Origin of the sequence: Paenibacillus sp. S25 (genome assembly GCF_019454085.1) — a bacterium.
Lineage (GTDB): Bacteria > Bacillota > Bacilli > Paenibacillales > Paenibacillaceae > Paenibacillus > Paenibacillus polymyxa_B.
In genome coordinates this window covers 282,094-302,697 of sequence record NZ_CP073683.1, presented here as the reverse complement: position 1 = coordinate 302,697, position 20,604 = coordinate 282,094, and the positions used below count along the sequence as shown (strand labels likewise).

Sequence of the window (20,604 nt, the reverse complement as noted above, 5' to 3'; positions counted from 1 at the left end):
AAAGCAGCCAGAAACAGAGCATATCTGTCCTAGCTGCTTTTTTATTTGGCCTACCTATTCGGAATCTTCTTCCACTATTGCATTTTTCGCAACGGCTGTTTTGTACACCGTTTTGAGCCAGTTTTCACTCGACCAGTTCAGCTTGCCTGCACCCGCTCCATCCTTGGCCTGCAATTGAGCAACCAGGTTAGCAGGGTCTTCAGCAGTATAGCTGTATGGCAACGTTGTGAACCCATTCCAAGAGAAGCTCTTGGCCTTCGCTGGATAAGGGGCTAACGGGCTATTCGTATCGTCACTGCCTCCTCTAAATACGGTACCGTTGTCCGAAAAGATAACGTCTTCGGCTTTGATTTTACCTGTGTAATCCGCTTTGTTAGGATCTTTTTGATTATTACGCACTGGAGAAAACACATCAATTAAATAAGACTTTTCTAGCAACACCGCGCCGTTTTCTGTTGAAATTGCACCATTACCCACGACATCAAAATGGTATCCTTTTGCGGCAATTGCTTTAGCCATGTCAGAAGTGATTCTTTTTTTGGCTCTGGCCAATCCAGCATCGTCCATAACGATGTTATATGCATGAGCATTACCAGCACGCAGACGAGGCATGCGATCCTGAATATCCAGGTAGTAATTATGATGCAGCGTCACCTCAAGGTCTGCATTGTCGGAAGCCATTTCCGTAGCACCGATCAGATGAGCCTTCTTTTGTCCTGCTGCAATATCAATGATATCTTCTTTACTCATGCCTACTGCACTGCTTCTCAGATAAGCGTACATAGGATAGGAAGACTTGTCTGCTTCCATCGCGTTGACTTGTTGGGTTACCCAGCTGTTGGAGCTGCGGTCATCTCCTTTGAACAAAGACCAGGAAATCGTAACTCCGTTACTACCTTTTTTCACATCTACCAGACCATCATAGGCTTTGTTAAATGTACAGTGGTCGATCCATACCTTGGAACTTGTACCTTCGATGGTAACATAATCCCAGTCATTCTTATCATAGTTCCCTTTGGTTGCTTCATCCCACTCCCAAAGCTCATCGAATTCGAGGTTACGGAAAATCAAATTGGAGCTTCTTTTGATAACAAAGCCGGCATGTTTGATTTTCGCACCATTGGCAGAGAAAATCGTAACCCCATTCATATTTTCGATATAGACTTTGCTCACACCTGTCTTTTTCAGAACAGGATGCGTCTGTACAGGGTTGTTGGCACTAAAAGGCATTACTTTAGCAGCACTAGGAATTTCATTCCAACCGAGATCAAGATCGTTCATAATCTCAATCACTTTGACTTTGCTGCCTTTCTTCAGTGCTTCGTTGAGATCTACAGCGTTGTAAACCTTTTTGTAGTTGGCATCTGTATCCGCAATATTGCCACCACCTGTATTACCATACGAAAAGCCAGTCAAATTATAGTTGTTTTTGGAGGTTACATCAGGGTCCACTCCAGGAGTCGGTTGTTCTGTACCTGGTGTTGGGTTCACAGGCGGTGTTCCTGGATCTACCTCAGAAGAAGCACCGGATACAATCACATTATCGAATTGGGCAGCTGTTTTAGAGGTTACCAAACCAATGGCTCCAGCAGTGAGGCTGGTGTCTGTTGCGGACAGCTCCAGTTGATCATTGACATACATTTTGATTTCTGAACCAGATAGTTCCAGCTTGACTCTGTACCATGTATTCGTGTCCAGTTTGTATTTTTTATTGGTAGCCAGTGTCTTCATAGAGCCTTTGACTTTTTTTCGAATCTCAAGAGCCCCATCTTTCTTGTTGTACAACGATGCGGCATAGAAGTTGTTGGAATCTGTGTATCTACCTGCAACGTAGACTCGATTGGAGCCATTAAAATCATTTACATATACATCTGCTTGCACGCTATAGTTCGTCCATGAGGCATTACCTTTGACGGAATGGCTTTCGCTTCGACTAGATTGTTGGTATGTAGAACCATTCCCATCCTTGACCACAGACCAGTTCCCCGAATCTGCGGTCCAGCCTTGAGCTTCTCCTTGCTCGAAATCATCACTTATCTGTAAATTCCCATCTGCATGTGCATGACCTAGCAACGGTAATGATAAAGACAGTACCAACGTACTGCTTAGCATTACACTTGCACATTTTTTTAACAGACTCGACTTCATTATAACAATCCCCTTCTTAATTAGATTCATGAATACTAAAACAAAGGTTGCACCGTTCATCGGACATGACATGCCCCAACGGTATATAACGTACTGATGAAGGGAATAATGTCCCAACACCAATGAGGGCCCCAATCGCTATACTCCAATAATTATAGGCATTTAAATAAATATTAAAATATGTCTAATTACTTATCTTTTGTCTTAATTTCTCTATTAATTTTGCATCCTGTTTCGTGAACACGCCAAATGCTGTTTCATAAAATCACAAAAAACGATATTTTTTTATTTTTGAATAAGACATACGGTTGTCATGTTGAGAATGGTACATATAAAGGAGTGAGTATCATCCATATCATTTAAAGGAGCGATTAGATGTCCAGCTACGACTACGCTTCCAAATTGGAGTTAAAAGAAGCCATTCATGCCTCCTACTTACGATTTGACGGTGAGTTCCAGGAGATCGATGAGAGCCAAAAGGATATTCGTATCCCTGAAGTAGATAAAACACCCGCAGAAATGATCGCCTACCAGCTCGGATGGCTTCATCTTGTCATGACATGGGACAGGGACGAACGGGAAGGAAAAACCGTCATCATGCCCGCTCCCAATTATAAATGGAATAGACTAGGCGAACTATATCAATCATTTTACAAGACCTATTCCCACCAATCTTTACGTGAATTACGCGATATGTTCAAGTTGACTGAGCAAAAGTGGCTGGACTGGATCGACACACTTAGCCATGAAGAGCTCTTCACTCAAGGCGTTCACAACTGGACGGGTACTAATCCGAACTGGCCCATGGCAAGATGGATTCACATCAACTCGGTGGCACCGTTTAAAACATTCAGAGCCAAGATACGGAAATGGAAGAAATACAAAGCCCAACAGTGATGAAAAAAAGTGTGCATTGTGCTACAATACTTGAGTTGTATCGGGATACATTTAGGGAAGGGTAAGTGAAACGCCATGCTTATTATTGGTATTGCCGGCGGTACAGGTTCCGGTAAATCGACGGTAGCACGCGCCGTCGTTGAGCGTCTGGGATCTAATAAAGTGACTTTCATATCTCAGGATAACTATTATAAAGACCATTCACATCTGAGCTATGATGAACGTGCTTTGGTCAATTATGATCATCCGTTTGCCTTTGACAACGAATTGCTTATTGAGCATCTCCAATGTTTGAAAAAAGGACAAGCAACACAAGCACCAGTGTATGACTTTACGGTTCATGCACGCTCCACGGACGAGACGGTAGAGCTTCTGCCAAATCACATCGTTATGTTGGAGGGTCTGCATGTGCTGTCAGACGAAAAGCTCCGCAGCCTGCTTGACATCAAAGTATTTGTGGATACTGACCCTGATGTGCGCATTCTCCGTCGGGTTCTTCGCGATATTGAGGAACGCGGCCGCACCATCCATTCGATCCACGATCACTATTTGACTACCGTTAAGCCGATGCATGAGGCATTTATTGAGCCTTCCAAGAAATACGCTGACCTGATCCTTCCTGAGGGAGGACACAATGAGGTTGGTATTCAACTGCTGTCTATTTTGACTGAAAAATATTTGGCGGGAGATCGGACGTGGGGAACTGTATAAAAGGAGAAAAGCACCCTTTGGAGGAAGCTCACTATCACTTCGACTCCAAGGGGCGCTTCTTTTGTTTTCACCAAACCTGAATTACAAAGAGGTTGTTGTCTTTTTGAAGGAAAGTGTATTGTGCAGCCTGCTCTTATCTACTTCAGCAGGGCTATTATCAAAATGCCGGATCTCAATATCTTCCCATAGACAACTTCTGGCACGGATTCCTTCCACAAAAGCATCCCAATGGGCAAATTTCCATTCATCCCGCTCCAATCCACGGGCTTTCATCCTCTCTTTTAATGTGTCAAAATCCACGTCCACCTGTAATACAAGCGGTCTGACATGATGCCAGTCGTATTTTTCTTTTAATTCCCGAATGTAATCTTTGTTAGAAAAATAACCGAGAAACGGTGCATCCAGAACGACGGATCTCCCCAATTGAAGGTTATCATTGGCTAAGTCCAGCAAAGTCTGATATTCAAGCGGCATGATCGTATCGCTATAAAAAGTGTTGCCGTCACGCTCATGAGGCGAGTATCCTTTGGACTCCAACAGTAGGCCCGTGAACTTATTACAGATGATATCTTTATCCAAATAAGCAAAATGATATTCTGTAGCAATGAGCTTACCTATCGTAGATTTACCTGAACTGGCAGCCCCGATTAAAAATATAGCTGTAGGTTGCATCCGTAATTCCTCCTTATAACCCGCAATCTGTATTTCAGGATTTTTGCACATTTTCATAAATTAAATCCTTAAATGTATACGGTTCCAATTGATAGCGTAGCAACACCCGTACGGTACACATCCAGGAGCTGCTCAAAATCCCACTTTGTTCGCATATACGAACTAAATTCGTAGTATTGAATTTATTTTTTATTTAGATTATAACGTTTTCATAAGAAATTCAATCCCATATCGGAATAAATAAAATATTTTGTAAAGGTTATTGATCTCTCTTGTGGGGCTGTACTATAATAAACCCAAGTTCGAAATAATGAACACGGTTCGCATATACGAACAGTAATTGAATGAAGGAGATTGCATGGAAAATTTTAAGCTGAATAAATCAGCCGAAAGGGTTGTCGATCTTCTGGTCCTGTTATCTAATAGCAGTTCCCCGCTGACACTGAACGAAATTTGCAAGACGTTGGGGCTGCCCAAAAGCAGCGCCTTCGAACTGGTGCAGACATTACTCTATAAAAACTTTATTGAGCTGGATGATCCGCGCCTGAAGACCTATCGTTTGGGCATTGGCGCCTTTGAAACCGGTATAGCTTATTTATCCAATATGGGCATCCCCCATCTGGCCAGACCGCTGTTACAGGAGCTGAACAGACAGACGGGCAGCACTGTTTTTCTGGGAGTCGAGGATAAAGGGCAGATCGTGTATCTGGATAAGGCGGAAAATTACTCTGTTATGAGACCGACAGCAAAGCTAGGCTCACGAAGATTCATACACACCACAGGAATCGGTAAAGCACTTTTGGCAGCGTTACCAACGGAAAAAATCCAGTTTATTCTGGGAGTAGACGGAGAAATTCCGGCCAAAACACAATACTCAAAGGTAACGTTACAAGAAATTTTGCAGGATATAACGGAAATTCGGACGCGTGGCTACTCCATTGATGACCGGGAAGACAATCTGGAAATGTATTGCATCGGTTCTGCGATATATGACCAATGGAATCAGCCGGTGGCAGCGATTAGTGTGGCGAGTATGTACTCTACCATGACACCGGAGCGCGAGGGTATGATCGTCAAGCTAGTCAAGGAAACAGCGCTAAAGCTCTCCAACCAGTTGGGATACCGTGGTGAAAGTCTGTATAACGATTAGGAGGATAAGATGATGTGGAAGAAGTTCAATAATCTCAAGAAAATAGCGGACACAGGCATTGTGTTGATCATTCGTTTGGACAACGAACAAGAGGCTTTGGCTGTAGCAGAAGCAGCCGTAAAAGGCGGTATTAAGGCGCTGGAAATCACAATGAGTGTGCCGAATGCGCTTCATGTCATTCAAACACTGGCAGAAAAGTATCGTGAAGAAGACGTTCTTGTCGGCGCTGGAACCATATTGGATGCAGAAACGGCAAGAGCGGCTATTCTAGCGGGGGCAGAGCTTCTGGTAAGTCCGCAACTCAACCCCGAAATGATCAAAATGGCCAACCGTTATCAGGCCGTGACCATTAGTGGCGCTTTTACCCCGACGGAAGTATTGGAGACGTTGGAAGCCGGGGCGGACATTGTTAAACTTTTCCCGGCCGAAGGGTTAGGTCCACAATATGTAAAATCGGTTACCGCCCCACTTCCTCAAGCTCCCATCGCCCCTACTGGAGGAGTCACTCCGCAAAATGTGCAGGAATGGTTACAAGCTGGCTGCATCGGAGCTGGCGTAGGAAGCTATATCACCAAGGCTGCGCAAAAAGACGGAGATTACAGTAAAGTTACGGCGGCTGCCAAGGAATTTCTGGAGGCCGTTGCGGCGGCACGTTCCATATAAGATATCGATTGGCTAAGCCTGTATAGACCACATTAGGCAAGATATGCGGCATCACAACGATCAATAGCTAACTTTCGAATTTTCCGGAAAGCTTCGAACCCATCGTTGTGAATCGCCCATATCAACAGAGCTAAGGAATCATCGAAATGAATTTGATGATTAGAGGAAATGTAAACGCATACAATCGTGATTTGAATGACCTATTTTTAATTTGGCATCAGCCTTTTTAATCAACAGCCTAGATCAAGGAGCGTGAGCTTTCATGAACAAAATCGGGAATAACCATGTAACATCCACAGGAAAACCCAAAAAGGCAGGTCTGCGCTGGGGCATTATTTTGATGCTTCTGCTTGGGGCCGTCGTCAACTATCTGGACCGATCGAATTTAAGTATCGCGAATACGACCATCGCAGCGGAATTTGGACTATCCTCTACACAGATGGGTCTGCTGCTGTCCGCCTTTCTCTGGCCTTATGCTTTGGCTAATCTTCCGGCAGGATGGCTTGTTGACCGCTTCGGTCCAAAGAAAATGTTCGCATGGGCTTCTGGACTGTGGTCGGTCGCAACCATTATCAGTGCTTTTGTAAATACCTATTCTCTGCTGTATGCAATGCGTATGCTGCTCGGTGTGTCGGAATCTCCATTCTTTACATCAGGACTTAAAGTGACCGAAAGATGGTTCGCTAAAAGTGAGAGAGGCCTTCCAACCTCTATTATTAATACGGGCTCGCAAATTGCCAATGCTATTGCTCCACCCCTGCTGACTGTTCTTATGCTGACCATGACTTGGAGAGGCATGTTTATCTTCGTCGGCGCAATGGGTTTGATTATTATGCTGATCTGGCTGAAAGTTTACCGCGATCCGACTTTTGCCGAAAAGCAGGCCATCACTCAAAACGATATGGCTGCAGACGTAGTTCCTGCTGCGGAATCAGATGCGGCACAATCAGAAACACAGGCGCCAACAGCCAAATGGTCTTCTCTTTTCAAGAATTCCAGCACTTGGTTTATGATCATCGGTAATTTCGGCATCATGTTCACAATCTGGGTATACCTGACCTGGTTGCCAAGCTATCTGGAGAAGGAACAGGGCTTCACGCTGAAAGAAACCGGGTGGATTGCATCCATTCCATTTGTTGCAGGCATTATTGGCGTACTGCTTGGTGGTTTTATTTCCGACTATTTCATCCGCAAGGGGGTTGCTCCTGTGACCTCACGTAAGATACCTATTGTTGGTGGTGCCATTTTGGCGGCGGCATCTGTAGCGCCGATTCCTTTTATAGACAATACAGTTGTCAGCATTGTACTTCTCTCTGTCGGTTACTTTGCTTCCCAGTTGCCTTCAGGCGTTATTTGGACATTGGCAGCCGATATTGCTCCGGGGGAACAGGTGGCATCCCTGGGCGCCATCCAAAACTTTGGCGGTTTTCTGGGTGCTGCTCTAGCACCCATTGCAACCGGATACATTTTGGATACAACCGGAAGCTTTAATAATGTATTTTTACTGGGAGCATCCTTGCTCGTTATGGGAGCGATTTCATACGGGGTATTCCTGAAAAAACCGATTACTCGAACTACGTAAACGATGGACGATGCATGAGCAACGGATAGATTGAGCCTATTAATAGAAAGAAACGGAAAAGCAGGTTTGCTTTTCCGTTTCTTTTTTCCATATATACGGCTTGTTCTCCATATAATATTCAATGGCCCGGCAACCGATATGAAAAGAAAGGCTTAATTTGAGACATCTTTGGATTACATCTGTAGTTTATGTTAGCATGTAAAGATTAAATACTTTATATTTCAGCCAATTTGGAAGCGTTATCAACTATGTGTCTCAAATGATGTGACGTCCGCCTTATGGAGGTCTTTTTTTGAATAGGTATAATTACGGAGAGTGCTGCCATGAAAGAACTATGCAATATTTTAATTGTAGATGATGAGATATTGGTACGGCAAGGGATCAAGCATCATTTATCGTGGGAACAGTATGGATTTCGCATTGTAGGTGAGGCTTCTAACGGGAAAGAAGCACTGGAGCTGATTGAAACCTTGCGCCCTCATATTGTCATTACAGATATCGTAATGCCGATTATGGATGGCGAGGAGCTGACGCGCATAGTCAGACAGAACTATCCAGATATCGAAGTCATTGTACTTAGCAGTTACGGTGAGTTTAATTACGTGCGATCTACCTTTCAGCAAGGGGTTGCTGACTATATTTTAAAACCCAAGCTGGACACGGATGAGTTGCTCCAAGTACTCCAGAGAACCGCTCGCAAAATTCCATCCATTCAGTATCAGGCAGATGCTAATAATAGTCAAATTACAATAGATCATGTGATCGAAAAGCTGATCTCCGGATATAGCATGGACTATGACGCTGAGCTGCTGAAGCAAGCATTTCCTTATGTCCGTTTTGCGCTTATAGGTGTGGAACAATCAGCACCGCAGAATAAAGGACGCTCCATCTCTGCCTCGGATCTATTTTCCAAGCTAACAGATCAAGTATCCTCTGCTTGTGAGCACATCGTACTGCGACAACTGCCGTCTGATGTCTATGCAGCTGTGGTTTTAGCCAATCTTGATCCACGGGAAGTAGACGCCTGGATGGCTGCGGTTAGGGAAGTTGCTCAGGAGACAAAGCGAGTCGATCCACAGACAGGCTGGGCAGTTAGCCATTTATTTGATGACTTCAATCAGATTAGTGACGTCTATCAGGATGAACTGCCCAAACTGCTGAGTTACCGCTTTTATTTCCCAGGAACAGCGCTGCTAATAGAAGACGAACTCCCTCCGCCTGTACAGGTGAACAGCTCGTTCAACTTAAAACAGTTTACAGAAGAGATGAAGCGTGAGCATTTTGATACAGCTTTTCAGGATTTGAGATCCTATGTAGCCGCCATGTCCGGCAACTATACCTCTACCGCTTTTGAATTCAAATCGCTTCTCGGAAATATCGTGTTTAACATTACGATTTTGCTCGGGAATCAGGGGTATGATATGAAGGAGCTGGATGCAGCAAAATATTCCTATTTCAAAACAATTAATGATGCCCCTCATGTACATGAAGCCGTGCGCCTTCTGGAGACTTTTTTGGAGGAAGCGAACAGACAGATTATGGCTAAGACACAGCAAGGAAGTAGCGCAAGCATGAAAAAACTGCTGGAGTATATTGAGGAGCATCATGCTGAAACACTCAATTTGACGACACTTGGGCAATATTTTCATTTTAACCCTTCCTACTTGTCCAGCTATTTTACGGCACACCATACAGAGGGCTTTAGCGAGTATCTGAACAAAATTCGGGTTGAAAAAGCCGCAGAGTTACTACGGTCGGGGACGATGTCCATTTCGGATATTAGCAGCACGGTAGGCTATTCGGACCCCAGCTATTTTACCAAAGTATTCAAAAAAGTGAAGGGTTACTCGCCCAGCCAGTACCGCCGAGAGCATCTCTATTAGAGAGTAAGCCATATCTGCCAGCAGAAAAGAGATTGATTATGAAAAGGTATATCCATAAGATCAAATATCAAGGTCTGTTCTTCAAAATCTTTATTGTTATGGTGGTCAGCATCACTGCGGTGTCCTTGCTGACCTCTTTGGTGACGATTCGGATGTCTGAACGACTTTTTGCTGAGACATTCAGTATTACAAATGCCAAAGTACTCAGCCAGATTCAATCCAGCTTTGAATCCTTCAATGATTCTATCGTGAATGCCGTAACCCATGCTTCGGAAAATGGAACGGTCAAGAACTATCTGACTGGCGGTCAATCTGACTCGATTAACTCGGCAAGGACTTACTTCGGAATGGCACAGCAAATGAAGCAAATTAAATCGAACGTCGATGCCTATGATGTCGGTGTCGCTGTAACAGGTCTGAACGGCCGGAGCTTTTACTCCGACTCGTCCTATTGGCCTGTAACTGCGGAAGAACTTAAAAGCAATGCTATTACAGCCCGAAGTGTAGCACGACCCGCACAGCTTATGTATCAATTGGATATTGAATTATTTCAGCAACAAATGAATAATACCGCGCAAAAGCCAACACCCTATATTATCGCCTCCAAACCATTTATGGAGCGGACCAGCGGCACCCTGTACGGCATGATCTACATCGCCATTCGGGAACCTGAATTACGCCGTTTTTACAACAGTTTCACGAGCAACGGCAATGATGTACTTATCTTGGACAAGTCGGGACTGATTGTATCGAGCAACCGTCAGGACCTGATCGGACAACGCTCCAGTGAGCTGCTAGGCTATGCCACAAAAATCAATGAACAGGGACTTAACTACATTAATGCAGATGTGATGAATAAGGAAAGTATCCTCCTTTCCAACTATATCCCTTCATTTGATTTTTATCTGGTGAACATGATCGACAGACAAGCCGCGATTGGGCAAATTATTGACGTTAAATCCGTTGTATGGATCTGCATTGCCATCGTACTGATTGCTTTGGTGATCGTTTTCCTCATATCCCGTCGACTGATTCGTTCCCTGACTCGACTTGTGAAGCAAATGTCGACCATACGCGAGAAGAATTTTGATAATTATATCCCGGTAACGGGCAGCTATGAGGTTAGACAATTAAGTCATGCTTACAACTACATGCTGGATGAACTAAATGACTATATCCGTAAGCTTCTAGAGACGCAAAAGGGTCAACGGAACGCAGAGCTTGCTGCACTACAACGGCAGATCAATCCGCATTTTCTGTACAATACACTGGCTTCGATCAAAATGCTGGTGCTCAAAGGAAATAAGGAAACAGCCGCCGAGACGATCAATGCACTCATTTCCTTACTGCAAAATACAATCAGCAATGTGAGTGAAACGATCACCATTGAGCAGGAAATGGCCAACATGCAAAATTATGTGTTCATTAACCATGTGCGCTACGGGCAGCGGGTACAAGTGAATTATTTTGTATCACCCGATTGTCTGGAGTACCATGTGCCCAAGCTCATCATTCAGCCTTTTATTGAAAACTCTTTCTTCCATGCGTTTAATGAAAAAAATGTAGGGCACATCTATATATTGGTGTCCAAAACGGAGGACACATTGATCTGTGAGGTGGTCGATGATGGAGACGGTATGGATTTAGACGGGCATACGGCGCAAGACGGACTCCCGAATCCCAAGAGCAAGCGCCAACTGTTCACAGGCATCGGCATCCAGAATGTGCACAACCGCATTACCCTTTTATATGGAGAAGAATATGGCGTAACCATCTCCAGTAAAAAAGACGAGGGCACCAAAGTAAGAATGACCCTGCCGTTGATTTTGAAATCGAACGACTCCACTAAATAAATCTATATATACTGAACTTAAAAAATGCACATGTAAAACGGAGTGGGTGGTATGGTGCTGTACAAGCGAAGCGGTCGCTTTAAAAGCTTTCCGTAGGAAAGCTAGCTTCGGAAGCATCACCTCCCCGGATCTCTACTTTAAGAAAGACTTCTTTCAAGAAATCCGGGGGCGGGGGCGATGGGAAGCACCATCCACATGCGTAGTAGCACACCATCTAATTTCAAACTCACCTAAAAAAAATACCTAAACCAAAATAAAATACAAATGTAAGCGGTACCTTTTTTGATAAATCATAATAATAAGACCAATCCGTATAAAGATATTCCTAACGCCGACAAAGTATGGATGGTACACTAGATTTATAAATAAGGTAACCGCTTTCATTTAAGAGGTTTAGAACTAGCAAGCAACATATAAAAAAAGAGTAGGGGTTGAACAAAATGAAAAAAATGACTTTCCTTCTGCTGATTGCAAGCTTGATCTTGCTATCCGCATGCTCCAGCAATTCCGAGAAAGCAGCTACTACCACAGATTCAGGCAAAAAAGAAATCACCGTCTGGGCTTGGGACCCGAACTTTAATATCGCAGCCCTGAAGCTGGCAAAAGATCGCTACGTTGCCAAACATCCAGATGTAACCGTAAACATTGTTGAATATGCTCAAAACGATATTGTACAAAAAATGAATGCCGGCCTTAACTCCGGATCTACCAAAGGATTGCCGAATGTGGTTCTGATCGAGGATTATCGGGCACAGAACTTCCTGCAAGCCTATCCCGATTCTTTCCATGATATGAGCAGCACGATCAAAGCATCCGACTTCGCTGATTATAAAATCGGACCGACTAGCTACAACGGCAAACAGTATGGTGTTCCATTCGACTCCGGTGTTATGGGACTGTATGTAAGAACGGACTATCTGGAACAAGCCGGCTACAAAGTAGCAGACCTGACTAATATTGATTGGGACAAATTTATTGAAATTGGTAAAGCCGTAAAACAAAAAACAGGCAAAGAAATGCTGACTCAAGATCCGAATGACCTCGGTCTGATCCGTGGTATGATCCAAACTGCAGGTTCATGGTACCTGAAAGAAGACGGTAAAACACCAAACCTGGCTGGTAATCCAGCTCTGAAAGAAGCGCTCTTGACGTACAAATCCTTGTTCGACGCTAACATCGTTAAAATGAATGCCGACTGGAGTCAGTTCCTGGCCGCATTCAACAGTGGTGCAGTTGCTTCCGTACCTACAGGTAACTGGATTACACCTTCGATCAAAGCTGAAGCTTCGCAATCAGGTAAATGGGCCGTTGTTCCTTTCCCTAAGCTGAAAAATATTCCTGAATCCGTGAATGCTTCCAGCCTCGGCGGCAGCTCCTGGTATGTCCTTAACTCGGACGGTCAAGATACCGCTGCTGATTTCCTGAAAGAGACATTCGGAACAGATCAAGAACTGTATCAAGATATGCTGAGCAAAATTGGAATTGTCGGTTCATTGAACGCAGCTTCCAGCGGTAAAGCTTATGACGTGGAAGATCCGTACTTCGGAGGCGACAAAGTATACAAGAAATTTGCAGAATGGACTAAGCAAGTTCCAAAAGTTAATTATGGCCTGCACACGTATGCCATTGAGGATATCATGACCGTTGAAATTCAAAACTATCTGAACGGAAAAGATGTAGACGCAGTTCTGAAAGATGCTCAAGGACAGGCGGAAGCACAGCTTAAATAAGACAGTCCATCTAGCCAAGGCTAAACAATAAAACGATAAGCACTTAAAACCTTGGGCTTGCGAGTTCAAGGTTTTATTGCTGCACAGGGAGTTGACATGGTATGAAGACAGCCGCGCCCAAAATAACTACAACACGTCTCAAAGCAGGTATGACAGGATGGTTGTTCATATCCATCGCAGTGATCATGATCGCCGCTTTTTATTTCTATCCGATGATTCAGGCGCTTATCTTGTCCTTTAAGACAGGTACAGGGTCTAATCTGAGCTTTAACGGCATTGATAATTACAAGCGACTCTTCACCGATAAAATGTTTATAACGGCCGTGAAGAATACGTTTATCTATTTAATTTTCCAGGTACCTTTGATGGTCATTCTGGCTCTGTTCATTTCGGTATTGTTGAATGATAAAAACCTGAAATTCAAGGGCTTTTTCCGCACAGCTATCTTCTTGCCGTGTATCACATCCCTTGTAGCCTATTCGGTTGTCTTCAAGTACTTGTTCTCGTCCGATGGTCTGGTAAACTCCTTATTGCTGAATCTGCACGTGATTGGCACGCCCATCCAATGGATTACAGATCCTTTCTGGGCCAAGGTTACGATTATTATCGCGATCACATGGCGCTGGACTGGTTATAATATGATCTTTTACCTGTCCGGTCTTCAGAACATTGACAGTTCCATCTACGAAGCGGCCCGTATTGACGGAGCTTCTCCGATCCGACAGTTTTTCAGCATTACGGTTCCACTGCTTAAGCCGATTATCCTGTTCACTTCGATTACATCAACGATTGGTACACTCCAACTCTTCGATGAAATTATGAATATTACCAAGGGTGGGCCAGGGAACGCGACATCTTCAATTTCGCAATATATTTACAATCTGTCCTTCAAATATTCATCCGACTTTGGTTATGCGGCGACCGTATCTTATTCCATCGTCATTATGATCATTATCTTGTCGATTATCCAGTTCAAAGTGGCAGGTGAGAAAAAATGATGAAAACAAAAAGAGCATTTACGTACGCCTTTCTGATCCTTGTGTCGTTCGTTTCGATTTTCCCGTTCCTCTGGATGCTATCCAGCTCCACGAACCTGTCGGTCGATGTGACCAAAGGCAAGCTTCTGCCTGGCTCCCATTTGATGGATAACATGCACAATTTGCTTGAAAAAGTAGACATCGTTACCGCACTAAGTAACTCTGCAAAAGTCTCCATCTCAACTACGCTGCTGGCTATGCTAATCGCATCACTGGCCGGTTATGGCTTTGAAATTTACAGAAGTAAAGCGAAAGACGTTGTCTTCAATATCCTGCTGATGTCTATGATGATTCCGTTTGCGGCGATCATGATCCCGCTCTACCGGATGTTCGGCAGTATTTCTAATGTCATACCGTGGATCGGTATTGATACACTCTCTTCTGTCGTCATTCCGACCGTAACTACGGCGTTCCTGATCTTCTTTTTCCGTCAAAGCACCAAGATGTTTCCAAAGGATCTACTGGAAGCAGGTCGTATGGATGGATTATCCGAGCTGGGTCTGTTCTTCCGGGTGTATATGCCTACGATGAAAACAACCTATGCCGCTGCCGCAATCATCACATTCATGTCCAGCTGGAACAACTACCTCTGGCCTCTGATTGTGCTGCAAACGCCGGAGAATCAAACGATTCCGCTGTTGATCTCGAACCTTGGCTCCAGCTATGCACCGGATTACGGTGTCATCATGATCGCCATTGTCCTGTCCACACTGCCAACTGCACTGGTATTCTTCCTGATGCAGAAACACTTTGTAGCGGGCATGGTTGGTTCGGTAAAATAACAGATTTCTGTGTACGTTCTTCATTTCATTTTAAAAATAAGGAGTGTTCGCCTTGACCACCCATACCCCTAGTCTGGACTGGCTGACCGACGTAACCAAATTTGCTGTACATCGGCTGCCCGCCTATTCCGATCACAAATATTACGCTACGCTTCAAGAAGCGGAGCAGCAAGCTGATATGGCTTGGCGTCATAGCCTGAATGGGAGCTGGAAGTTTAACTATGCAATGAATCCAGCCAGCCGTCCGGTAGAGTTCTATGCCCCTGGCTTTGAGTATGGCGGCTGGAGCGATATTCAGGTGCCGGGTCACATTCAGACACAAGGCTTTGGCCAAATGCAGTACGTGAATACGATGTATCCATGGGACGGACATTCGGACGTTCGCCCACCCCATATTCCGGAGGATCACAACCCGGTCGGGAGCTATATCAAAAGCTTTGTTTTGCCGGAAAATATGGCTTCGGGCGCGCAGCCTGTGTTCATTTCTTTCCAAGGCGTCGAGTCGGCTTTCTATGTATGGCTGAACGGACAATTTGTCGGTTACAGCGAGGACAGCTTTACACCATCTGATTTTGAACTGACACCGTTCCTGCAAGCAGGCGAAAACAAGCTGGCAGTAGAGGTATATCAAAGAAGTACGGGGGCGTGGCTGGAGGATCAGGACTTTTGGCGTTTTTCCGGTATTTTCAGAGACGTATATCTCTATACCATCCCTACTCTTCACGTACGTGACCTGCATGCCAAGGCGGATCTGGATGCTTCCTACACGCAGGGCCTTCTGGAGCTGAAATTGACCTTGGAAAAGCCGGCAACGGCCTATGCAACTGTCGATGTGAAAGATGCTACCGGCCATGTTGTAGCTTCTTTGAAAGCTGACTTTACTGATGGTACAGCTTCGCTGTCAGCAACCTTGGAGCAAGTGCAGCGCTGGAGCGCGGAGAAACCTTATTTGTACACGTTGTTCATTCAAATTTATGATGCCAGTGGATCGCTCGTGGAAGTCATTCCACAAAAAATGGGCTTCCGTAAATTTGAGTTGATAAACAAGGTCATGCATTTGAACGGCAAACGCATCGTCTTTAAAGGTGTGAACCGCCATGAATTTAATGCTCGCACCGGACGTGCGATTTCCCGTGAAGATATGCTGTGGGATATCCGGACGCTCAAGCAGAACAATATGAACGCTGTTCGCACCTCTCATTATCCAAATCAGACTCTGTGGTATGAGCTATGCGATGAGTATGGGATCTATGTAATTGATGAAATGAACTTGGAAACACACGGTTCCTGGCAAAAACTCGGCGCCGTTGAGCCATCGTGGAATATTCCCGCCAATCTGCCTGAGTGGCAGGATATCGTCATGGATCGCGCCATTTCCATGCTGGAACGGGACAAAAACCATGCGTCCATTCTGATTTGGTCCTGCGGCAATGAGTCGTATGCAGGTGAAGTGCTGCGCAATGTAGCCAACTATTTCCGTGCCACCGACCCGAGCCGTTTGGTGCACTACGAAGGCGTGTTTCACAACCGTACGTACGATGATACCAGCGATATGGAGAGCCGGATGTACGCCAAACCCGCAGATATCGAGCAATATCTGAACGACAATCCGCAAAAGCCGTATATCAGTTGCGAATACATGCATGCGATGGGTAATTCCGTAGGCGGCATGCACAAGTATACAGAGCTGGAGAACAAATACGAGCTGTATCAGGGCGGTTTTATTTGGGATTATATTGATCAGGCTGTTATGAAAAAAGATCGCTACGGACGTGAGTACCTCGCGATCGGCGGCGACTTTGACGACCGTGCCACAGACTATGGCTTCTGTACGGATGGAATTGTCTATGCGGACCGGAAGGTTTCACCGAAGATGCAGGAGGTCAAATTCCTGTATCAAAATCTGAAGCTCACCCCGGATCGCAGCGGTGTAACCCTTCGCAATGAAAACCTGTTCGAGGGAACGGGCGACTATGAGCTAGTATACAGTCTATTGCATGAAGGCCAAGAAATCGCACGTAATGCCATTCATGTAGATGTGGCGGCTCAGACCGAAGCGTATATTCCACTGACGTTCCCCAATACGGACGGAAAGCCCGGTGAGTACGTCATTCACACCGCTCTAGTTCTGAAAGAATCCACACTCTGGGCTGAGGCTGGACACGAAGTGGCCTTTGGACAGCATATTTTCATCGTGGAAGATCCAAACCCGCTGAAGATCCCTACGGGCGGTGCCTTACGAGTGGTGCATGGTGATGTTAACATTGGCGTTCACGGTGCAGATTTCAGTATGATGTTCTCCAAAGGAGCAGGCAGCCTGACTTCACTTCGCTACGCCGGACGTGAGATGATTGCCATGCCTCCTGCCCCATTGTTCTGGCGGGCGACCACAGACAATGATCGGGGAACTGCTCTGGGCTTTGAAGCCGGTGGCTGGTTCGCTGCAAGTCTGACACGTAAATGCGTCGACATTCAGGTCACGGAAGAGCAGACAGACCGTGTAACCGTTACATTCCGCTACACGCTGAGCATCCATGCAGACGTACAGGTAACGGTAACCTACACCGTCTTGGCGGATGGTAGTCTGAACGTAAAATCAACTTATGAAGGCGTCTCAGGACTGCCTAACCTGCCGATCTTTGCCCTTTCGTTCAAGGTTCCGGCTGACTACCGCCATTTGGACTGGTACGCGATGGGACCGGAAGAGAATTACATCGACCGTGCCTTTGGCGCGAGACTAGGCGTATTCCGTAACGAAGCTGCGGATAACGTATCCGGGTATGTCGTACCGCAGGAATCCGGCAACCGCACAGGCGTGCGCCGTGTCGATATTACCGACGATTCTCAACGCGGTATTCGCATTACTGCACCAGCTACCGCACCTGTGGAATGCAATATTTCGCCGTATACAGCGTTTGAGCTGGAAAGTGCCTACCATCTGTATGAGCTACCAAACGTGTATTACACCGTTGTCACCATAGCCGGTAAACAAATGGGCGTAGGCGGCGACGATAGCTGGGGAGCTCCGGTACATGAAGAATACCAAATTACAGCCGATCAAAAGCTGGAATTCGAATTTACCGTGCAACGAGTATAAATAAGCACGCTCACTGTATAGACAAGTAGATATAACAAAAGCCCTTCCGCTGCTTCCCTCATGAGAAGCTAAAGCTGAAAGGGCTTTTGTATTTACGTATCTGCAGAATAGACAGCGCTGGCCATATCTATTTCAATATAACTTCAATATAACTTCAATATCACGTCCAGGATCGCTGTACTTGTAGATGCCAGGATTTAGTTCCAATTTTCCGTCTAATTCAATGTTTTTGTAACGGTCAACATTAACTCCTGTGGATACCATACCCTTCGCAATGATCTCAGGCACTACTTCTTTGCCGTTAATTCGCATCGTTGTTTGGTTGACGCCTTTGAAGCCAGAGGAACCGGATTTCGATTCGACAATCAAATCTTTTCCCTCTGTATAGTATGTGAAATCAATTTGATAACCGTCCGCATTAAGCTCAGCGAACTGTTTTTCTTCTTTGGGTTTATGAAGAGTGATCCAATTCTTGGACGTATCACGTTTCTCGATGACAGCATCTTTCAATATAAGTTTCATTGGAACATCAGACCAGTCCTTATACCACTCTGGAGATTCAAATTGATATAAGTGTTGATAATTTTCAGGATCATCTCCTTTAATATTCCACCCTCCGTTAATTTTTTTATCACCTATAACCAGCTGAGCTGTTTTATAATGAACAATTCCTTTTTTAAGTGAATCACGCTCTGTTACTAGAATTTCAATATCCAAGGGGGTAACAACCAGTTGGTCTAAGGTAGTGCCCGCATTTTCTTGGAATTCAGCGCTGCTATGCAGCTTTTTGGAATAAATCGCTTCACTTGCTTTTTTTCCATCCGCTTCAAATTCGAACTTCCAAGTACCTTCAATTCGTTTTGCTTCCTCAATATAACAAAAATGAAGGTTTGCCTTTTTCCAATCTTGTGCAGTCATGTTGAATACCTGCTCAATATGCAAGTCTGAGCTGTCGCTAGGTAGAATGGTTGGGATTGCGTCTATCTCTTTGTCGCCCACTTTCATTACCAAATGCGGGTTCCCACGTCCTAAATCGGATGGAGCTGCAGCAACTCTAAAGCGGACAACAGTCTTGTTGTTGGTTTGTCGAACGGATTCTATATAAATGTTAGGATACTGCTTGGTCCCGGTAACGAGGGTATCTCCGGCTTGATGATCCGTCTTTAAAGGAATATCCTGGTTACGATAAAAAATTAGATTCTGAGCCTCAAGTGTGTAATCTTTTTTACGCTCCTTTAAAGTATCAATAGTTTCATAAATGCCAAGGAGTTTCTGGCTTTTAGGATCGTAATTTAAATATCCGTGTGCTTGTTCCTTGGTATCAGAATTGCTAGTTACCGTAGTTTTCTCTATAGCAAACCCAATATAACTGGTTGGATCAATTCCTGGATCCAGAGAAATAAGCATTTTCATTTTTTCGCCATCCGTTACAACACCATTCAAATTCATCGTAACGCCTGCATTGGATGCTTTTAGATCATACCGTTGTCCAATACCATTATTTAGCGCATTGGTTACACTACGTCCGCCTATTCTATCCCAATTGATGGTCACACTAGCGAATACAGGGATGGCGACGAGCAGAAAACATGAGAATACGATACTCGCTGGAACAACTTTTGCTCTATGCATAGGTGCTTCCTGTGACTGTTGCAGAGTTGCTTTTCGTTTGGTTGCTTCCTGTTCTATATTTACCCACATTGCATCATATTCAGGTTGAGGAATGTTCTGTTCTTTTTCAAAATACCGACTCACTGCTACTCATCTCCTTTACTTGGGATATCACCATTTTTTTTAGCAGTTTAAGCCCCCGATTTAATCTAGATTTAGCTGTTCCTTCGGGTATATTTATAACTCTAGAGATCTCCGGCACAGTCAATTCGTTTACATAACGAAGGACCACGACCATTCGAATTTTATCTGGAAGCTTGTTATATAGCTTCTGTAGCTCTGTCTTAGTTTCTTGATGATATAAGCTCTCTTCCACCGGATTAAATGAATGAGGGCGTGACAATAAAAAAGTTCGTATTTCCTTCATCAGTCCAGTTTTCCGCCTTCTAAGCACATTGCTGCACTCATTAGAAGCAATTCGCAAAATCCATGATTTGAGATCTTGTACTTTGGACCTGTCGGCCAAGAGTGCTTTGACAAACACTTCCTGGCAAACATCTTCTGCATCTGCTTGATTTTGCATCAAATAATAACAAAAATAATATATCTGCTCCTTATATAGCTCAAACAGCTCTCGATCAGTCATATACGTGTGCACCTCCCTTGTTGTGTTCTCAACTATTAAGACTAATAACGGAGTACAATCGTTCATTTACATCGAAAAAAGGCGGCCCTATATAGGACCACCTATTATTGATCGTTCGATTCCCGACACTCGGGCAAAACAA

At 44.6% G+C, this 20,604-nt stretch carries 15 protein-coding genes; 11 read left to right on the top strand and 4 right to left on the bottom strand.

Annotated elements, in window-relative coordinates; translation table 11 throughout:
- Positions 1–54: 54 nt before the first annotated feature.
- Positions 55–2,148 carry a pectate lyase family protein gene (locus KAI37_RS01290; protein WP_076293827.1) on the bottom strand — a complete coding sequence of 698 codons (2,094 nt, stop codon included), beginning with the start codon at positions 2,146–2,148 and terminating at the stop codon, positions 55–57.
- A 375-nt stretch (positions 2,149–2,523) separates the two neighbouring features.
- Between KAI37_RS01290 and KAI37_RS01285 the strand changes: the two genes are divergently transcribed.
- Together KAI37_RS01285 and udk are read left to right on the top strand one after the other, a co-directional pair.
- Positions 2,524–3,045 carry a ClbS/DfsB family four-helix bundle protein gene (locus KAI37_RS01285; protein ID WP_076293826.1) on the top strand — a complete coding sequence of 174 codons (522 nt, stop codon included), beginning with the start codon at positions 2,524–2,526 and terminating at the stop codon, positions 3,043–3,045.
- Positions 3,046–3,120: 75 nt separating this feature from the next.
- Complete coding sequence (gene udk / locus KAI37_RS01280; RefSeq protein ID WP_013308305.1) at positions 3,121–3,756, top strand: uridine kinase; 636 nt, start codon at positions 3,121–3,123, stop codon at positions 3,754–3,756.
- An 81-nt stretch (positions 3,757–3,837) separates the two neighbouring features.
- On the opposite strand, the gene KAI37_RS01275 is transcribed toward udk, so the two are convergent.
- Positions 3,838–4,428, bottom strand: coding sequence for a P-loop nucleotide/nucleoside kinase family protein (locus tag KAI37_RS01275; protein WP_071639121.1), 591 nt, complete (start codon positions 4,426–4,428; stop codon positions 3,838–3,840).
- 358 nt (positions 4,429–4,786) lie between these two features.
- Between KAI37_RS01275 and KAI37_RS01270 the strand changes: the two genes are divergently transcribed.
- From KAI37_RS01270 to lacZ, 9 genes are all read left to right on the top strand, one after another.
- Entirely contained in the window at positions 4,787–5,578 is a 792-nt protein-coding gene (locus KAI37_RS01270; protein ID WP_071639120.1) for an IclR family transcriptional regulator, read from the top strand.
- A 9-nt stretch (positions 5,579–5,587) separates the two neighbouring features.
- Positions 5,588–6,241 (top strand): bifunctional 2-keto-4-hydroxyglutarate aldolase/2-keto-3-deoxy-6-phosphogluconate aldolase, encoded by a 654-nt coding sequence (locus tag KAI37_RS01265; protein ID WP_233901797.1) that lies wholly within the window; start codon positions 5,588–5,590, stop codon positions 6,239–6,241.
- 262 nt (positions 6,242–6,503) lie between these two features.
- Positions 6,504–7,823, top strand: a complete 1,320-nt coding sequence (locus KAI37_RS01260) for an MFS transporter (RefSeq protein WP_071639118.1) — start codon at positions 6,504–6,506, stop codon at positions 7,821–7,823.
- A 323-nt stretch (positions 7,824–8,146) separates the two neighbouring features.
- Positions 8,147–9,706 (top strand): response regulator transcription factor, encoded by a 1,560-nt coding sequence (locus KAI37_RS01255; protein ID WP_220030583.1) that lies wholly within the window; start codon positions 8,147–8,149, stop codon positions 9,704–9,706.
- 38 nt (positions 9,707–9,744) lie between these two features.
- Positions 9,745–11,559, top strand: coding sequence for a cache domain-containing sensor histidine kinase (locus KAI37_RS01250; protein ID WP_220030582.1), 1,815 nt, complete (start codon positions 9,745–9,747; stop codon positions 11,557–11,559).
- Positions 11,560–11,999: 440 nt separating this feature from the next.
- On the top strand, positions 12,000–13,289 hold the full coding sequence (locus tag KAI37_RS01245; protein WP_053324404.1) for an ABC transporter substrate-binding protein: 1,290 nt from the start codon (positions 12,000–12,002) through the stop codon (positions 13,287–13,289).
- 101 nt (positions 13,290–13,390) lie between these two features.
- Positions 13,391–14,287, top strand: a complete 897-nt coding sequence (locus KAI37_RS01240) for a carbohydrate ABC transporter permease (protein WP_013308301.1) — start codon at positions 13,391–13,393, stop codon at positions 14,285–14,287.
- Positions 14,284–15,108 carry a carbohydrate ABC transporter permease gene (locus KAI37_RS01235; protein ID WP_023986538.1) on the top strand — a complete coding sequence of 275 codons (825 nt, stop codon included), beginning with the start codon at positions 14,284–14,286 and terminating at the stop codon, positions 15,106–15,108. Before KAI37_RS01240 ends, KAI37_RS01235 begins: the two co-directional genes overlap by 4 nt.
- 52 nt (positions 15,109–15,160) lie before the next feature.
- The gene (gene lacZ, locus KAI37_RS01230; RefSeq protein ID WP_220030581.1) at positions 15,161–18,205 is read left to right on the top strand and encodes a beta-galactosidase, LacZ type; all 3,045 of its coding nucleotides are present in this window, start codon (positions 15,161–15,163) and stop codon (positions 18,203–18,205) included.
- A gap of 132 nt (positions 18,206–18,337) precedes the next feature.
- Here the strand turns inward: lacZ and KAI37_RS01225 are convergent, their stop codons facing one another.
- The gene (locus tag KAI37_RS01225) at positions 18,338–19,960 is read right to left on the bottom strand and encodes a DUF4179 domain-containing protein (RefSeq protein ID WP_220030580.1); all 1,623 of its coding nucleotides are present in this window, start codon (positions 19,958–19,960) and stop codon (positions 18,338–18,340) included.
- Positions 19,944–20,462 carry an RNA polymerase sigma factor gene (locus tag KAI37_RS01220; RefSeq protein ID WP_025718786.1) on the bottom strand — a complete coding sequence of 173 codons (519 nt, stop codon included), beginning with the start codon at positions 20,460–20,462 and terminating at the stop codon, positions 19,944–19,946. Before KAI37_RS01220 ends, KAI37_RS01225 begins: the two co-directional genes overlap by 17 nt.
- Positions 20,463–20,604: the final 142 nt, after the last annotated feature.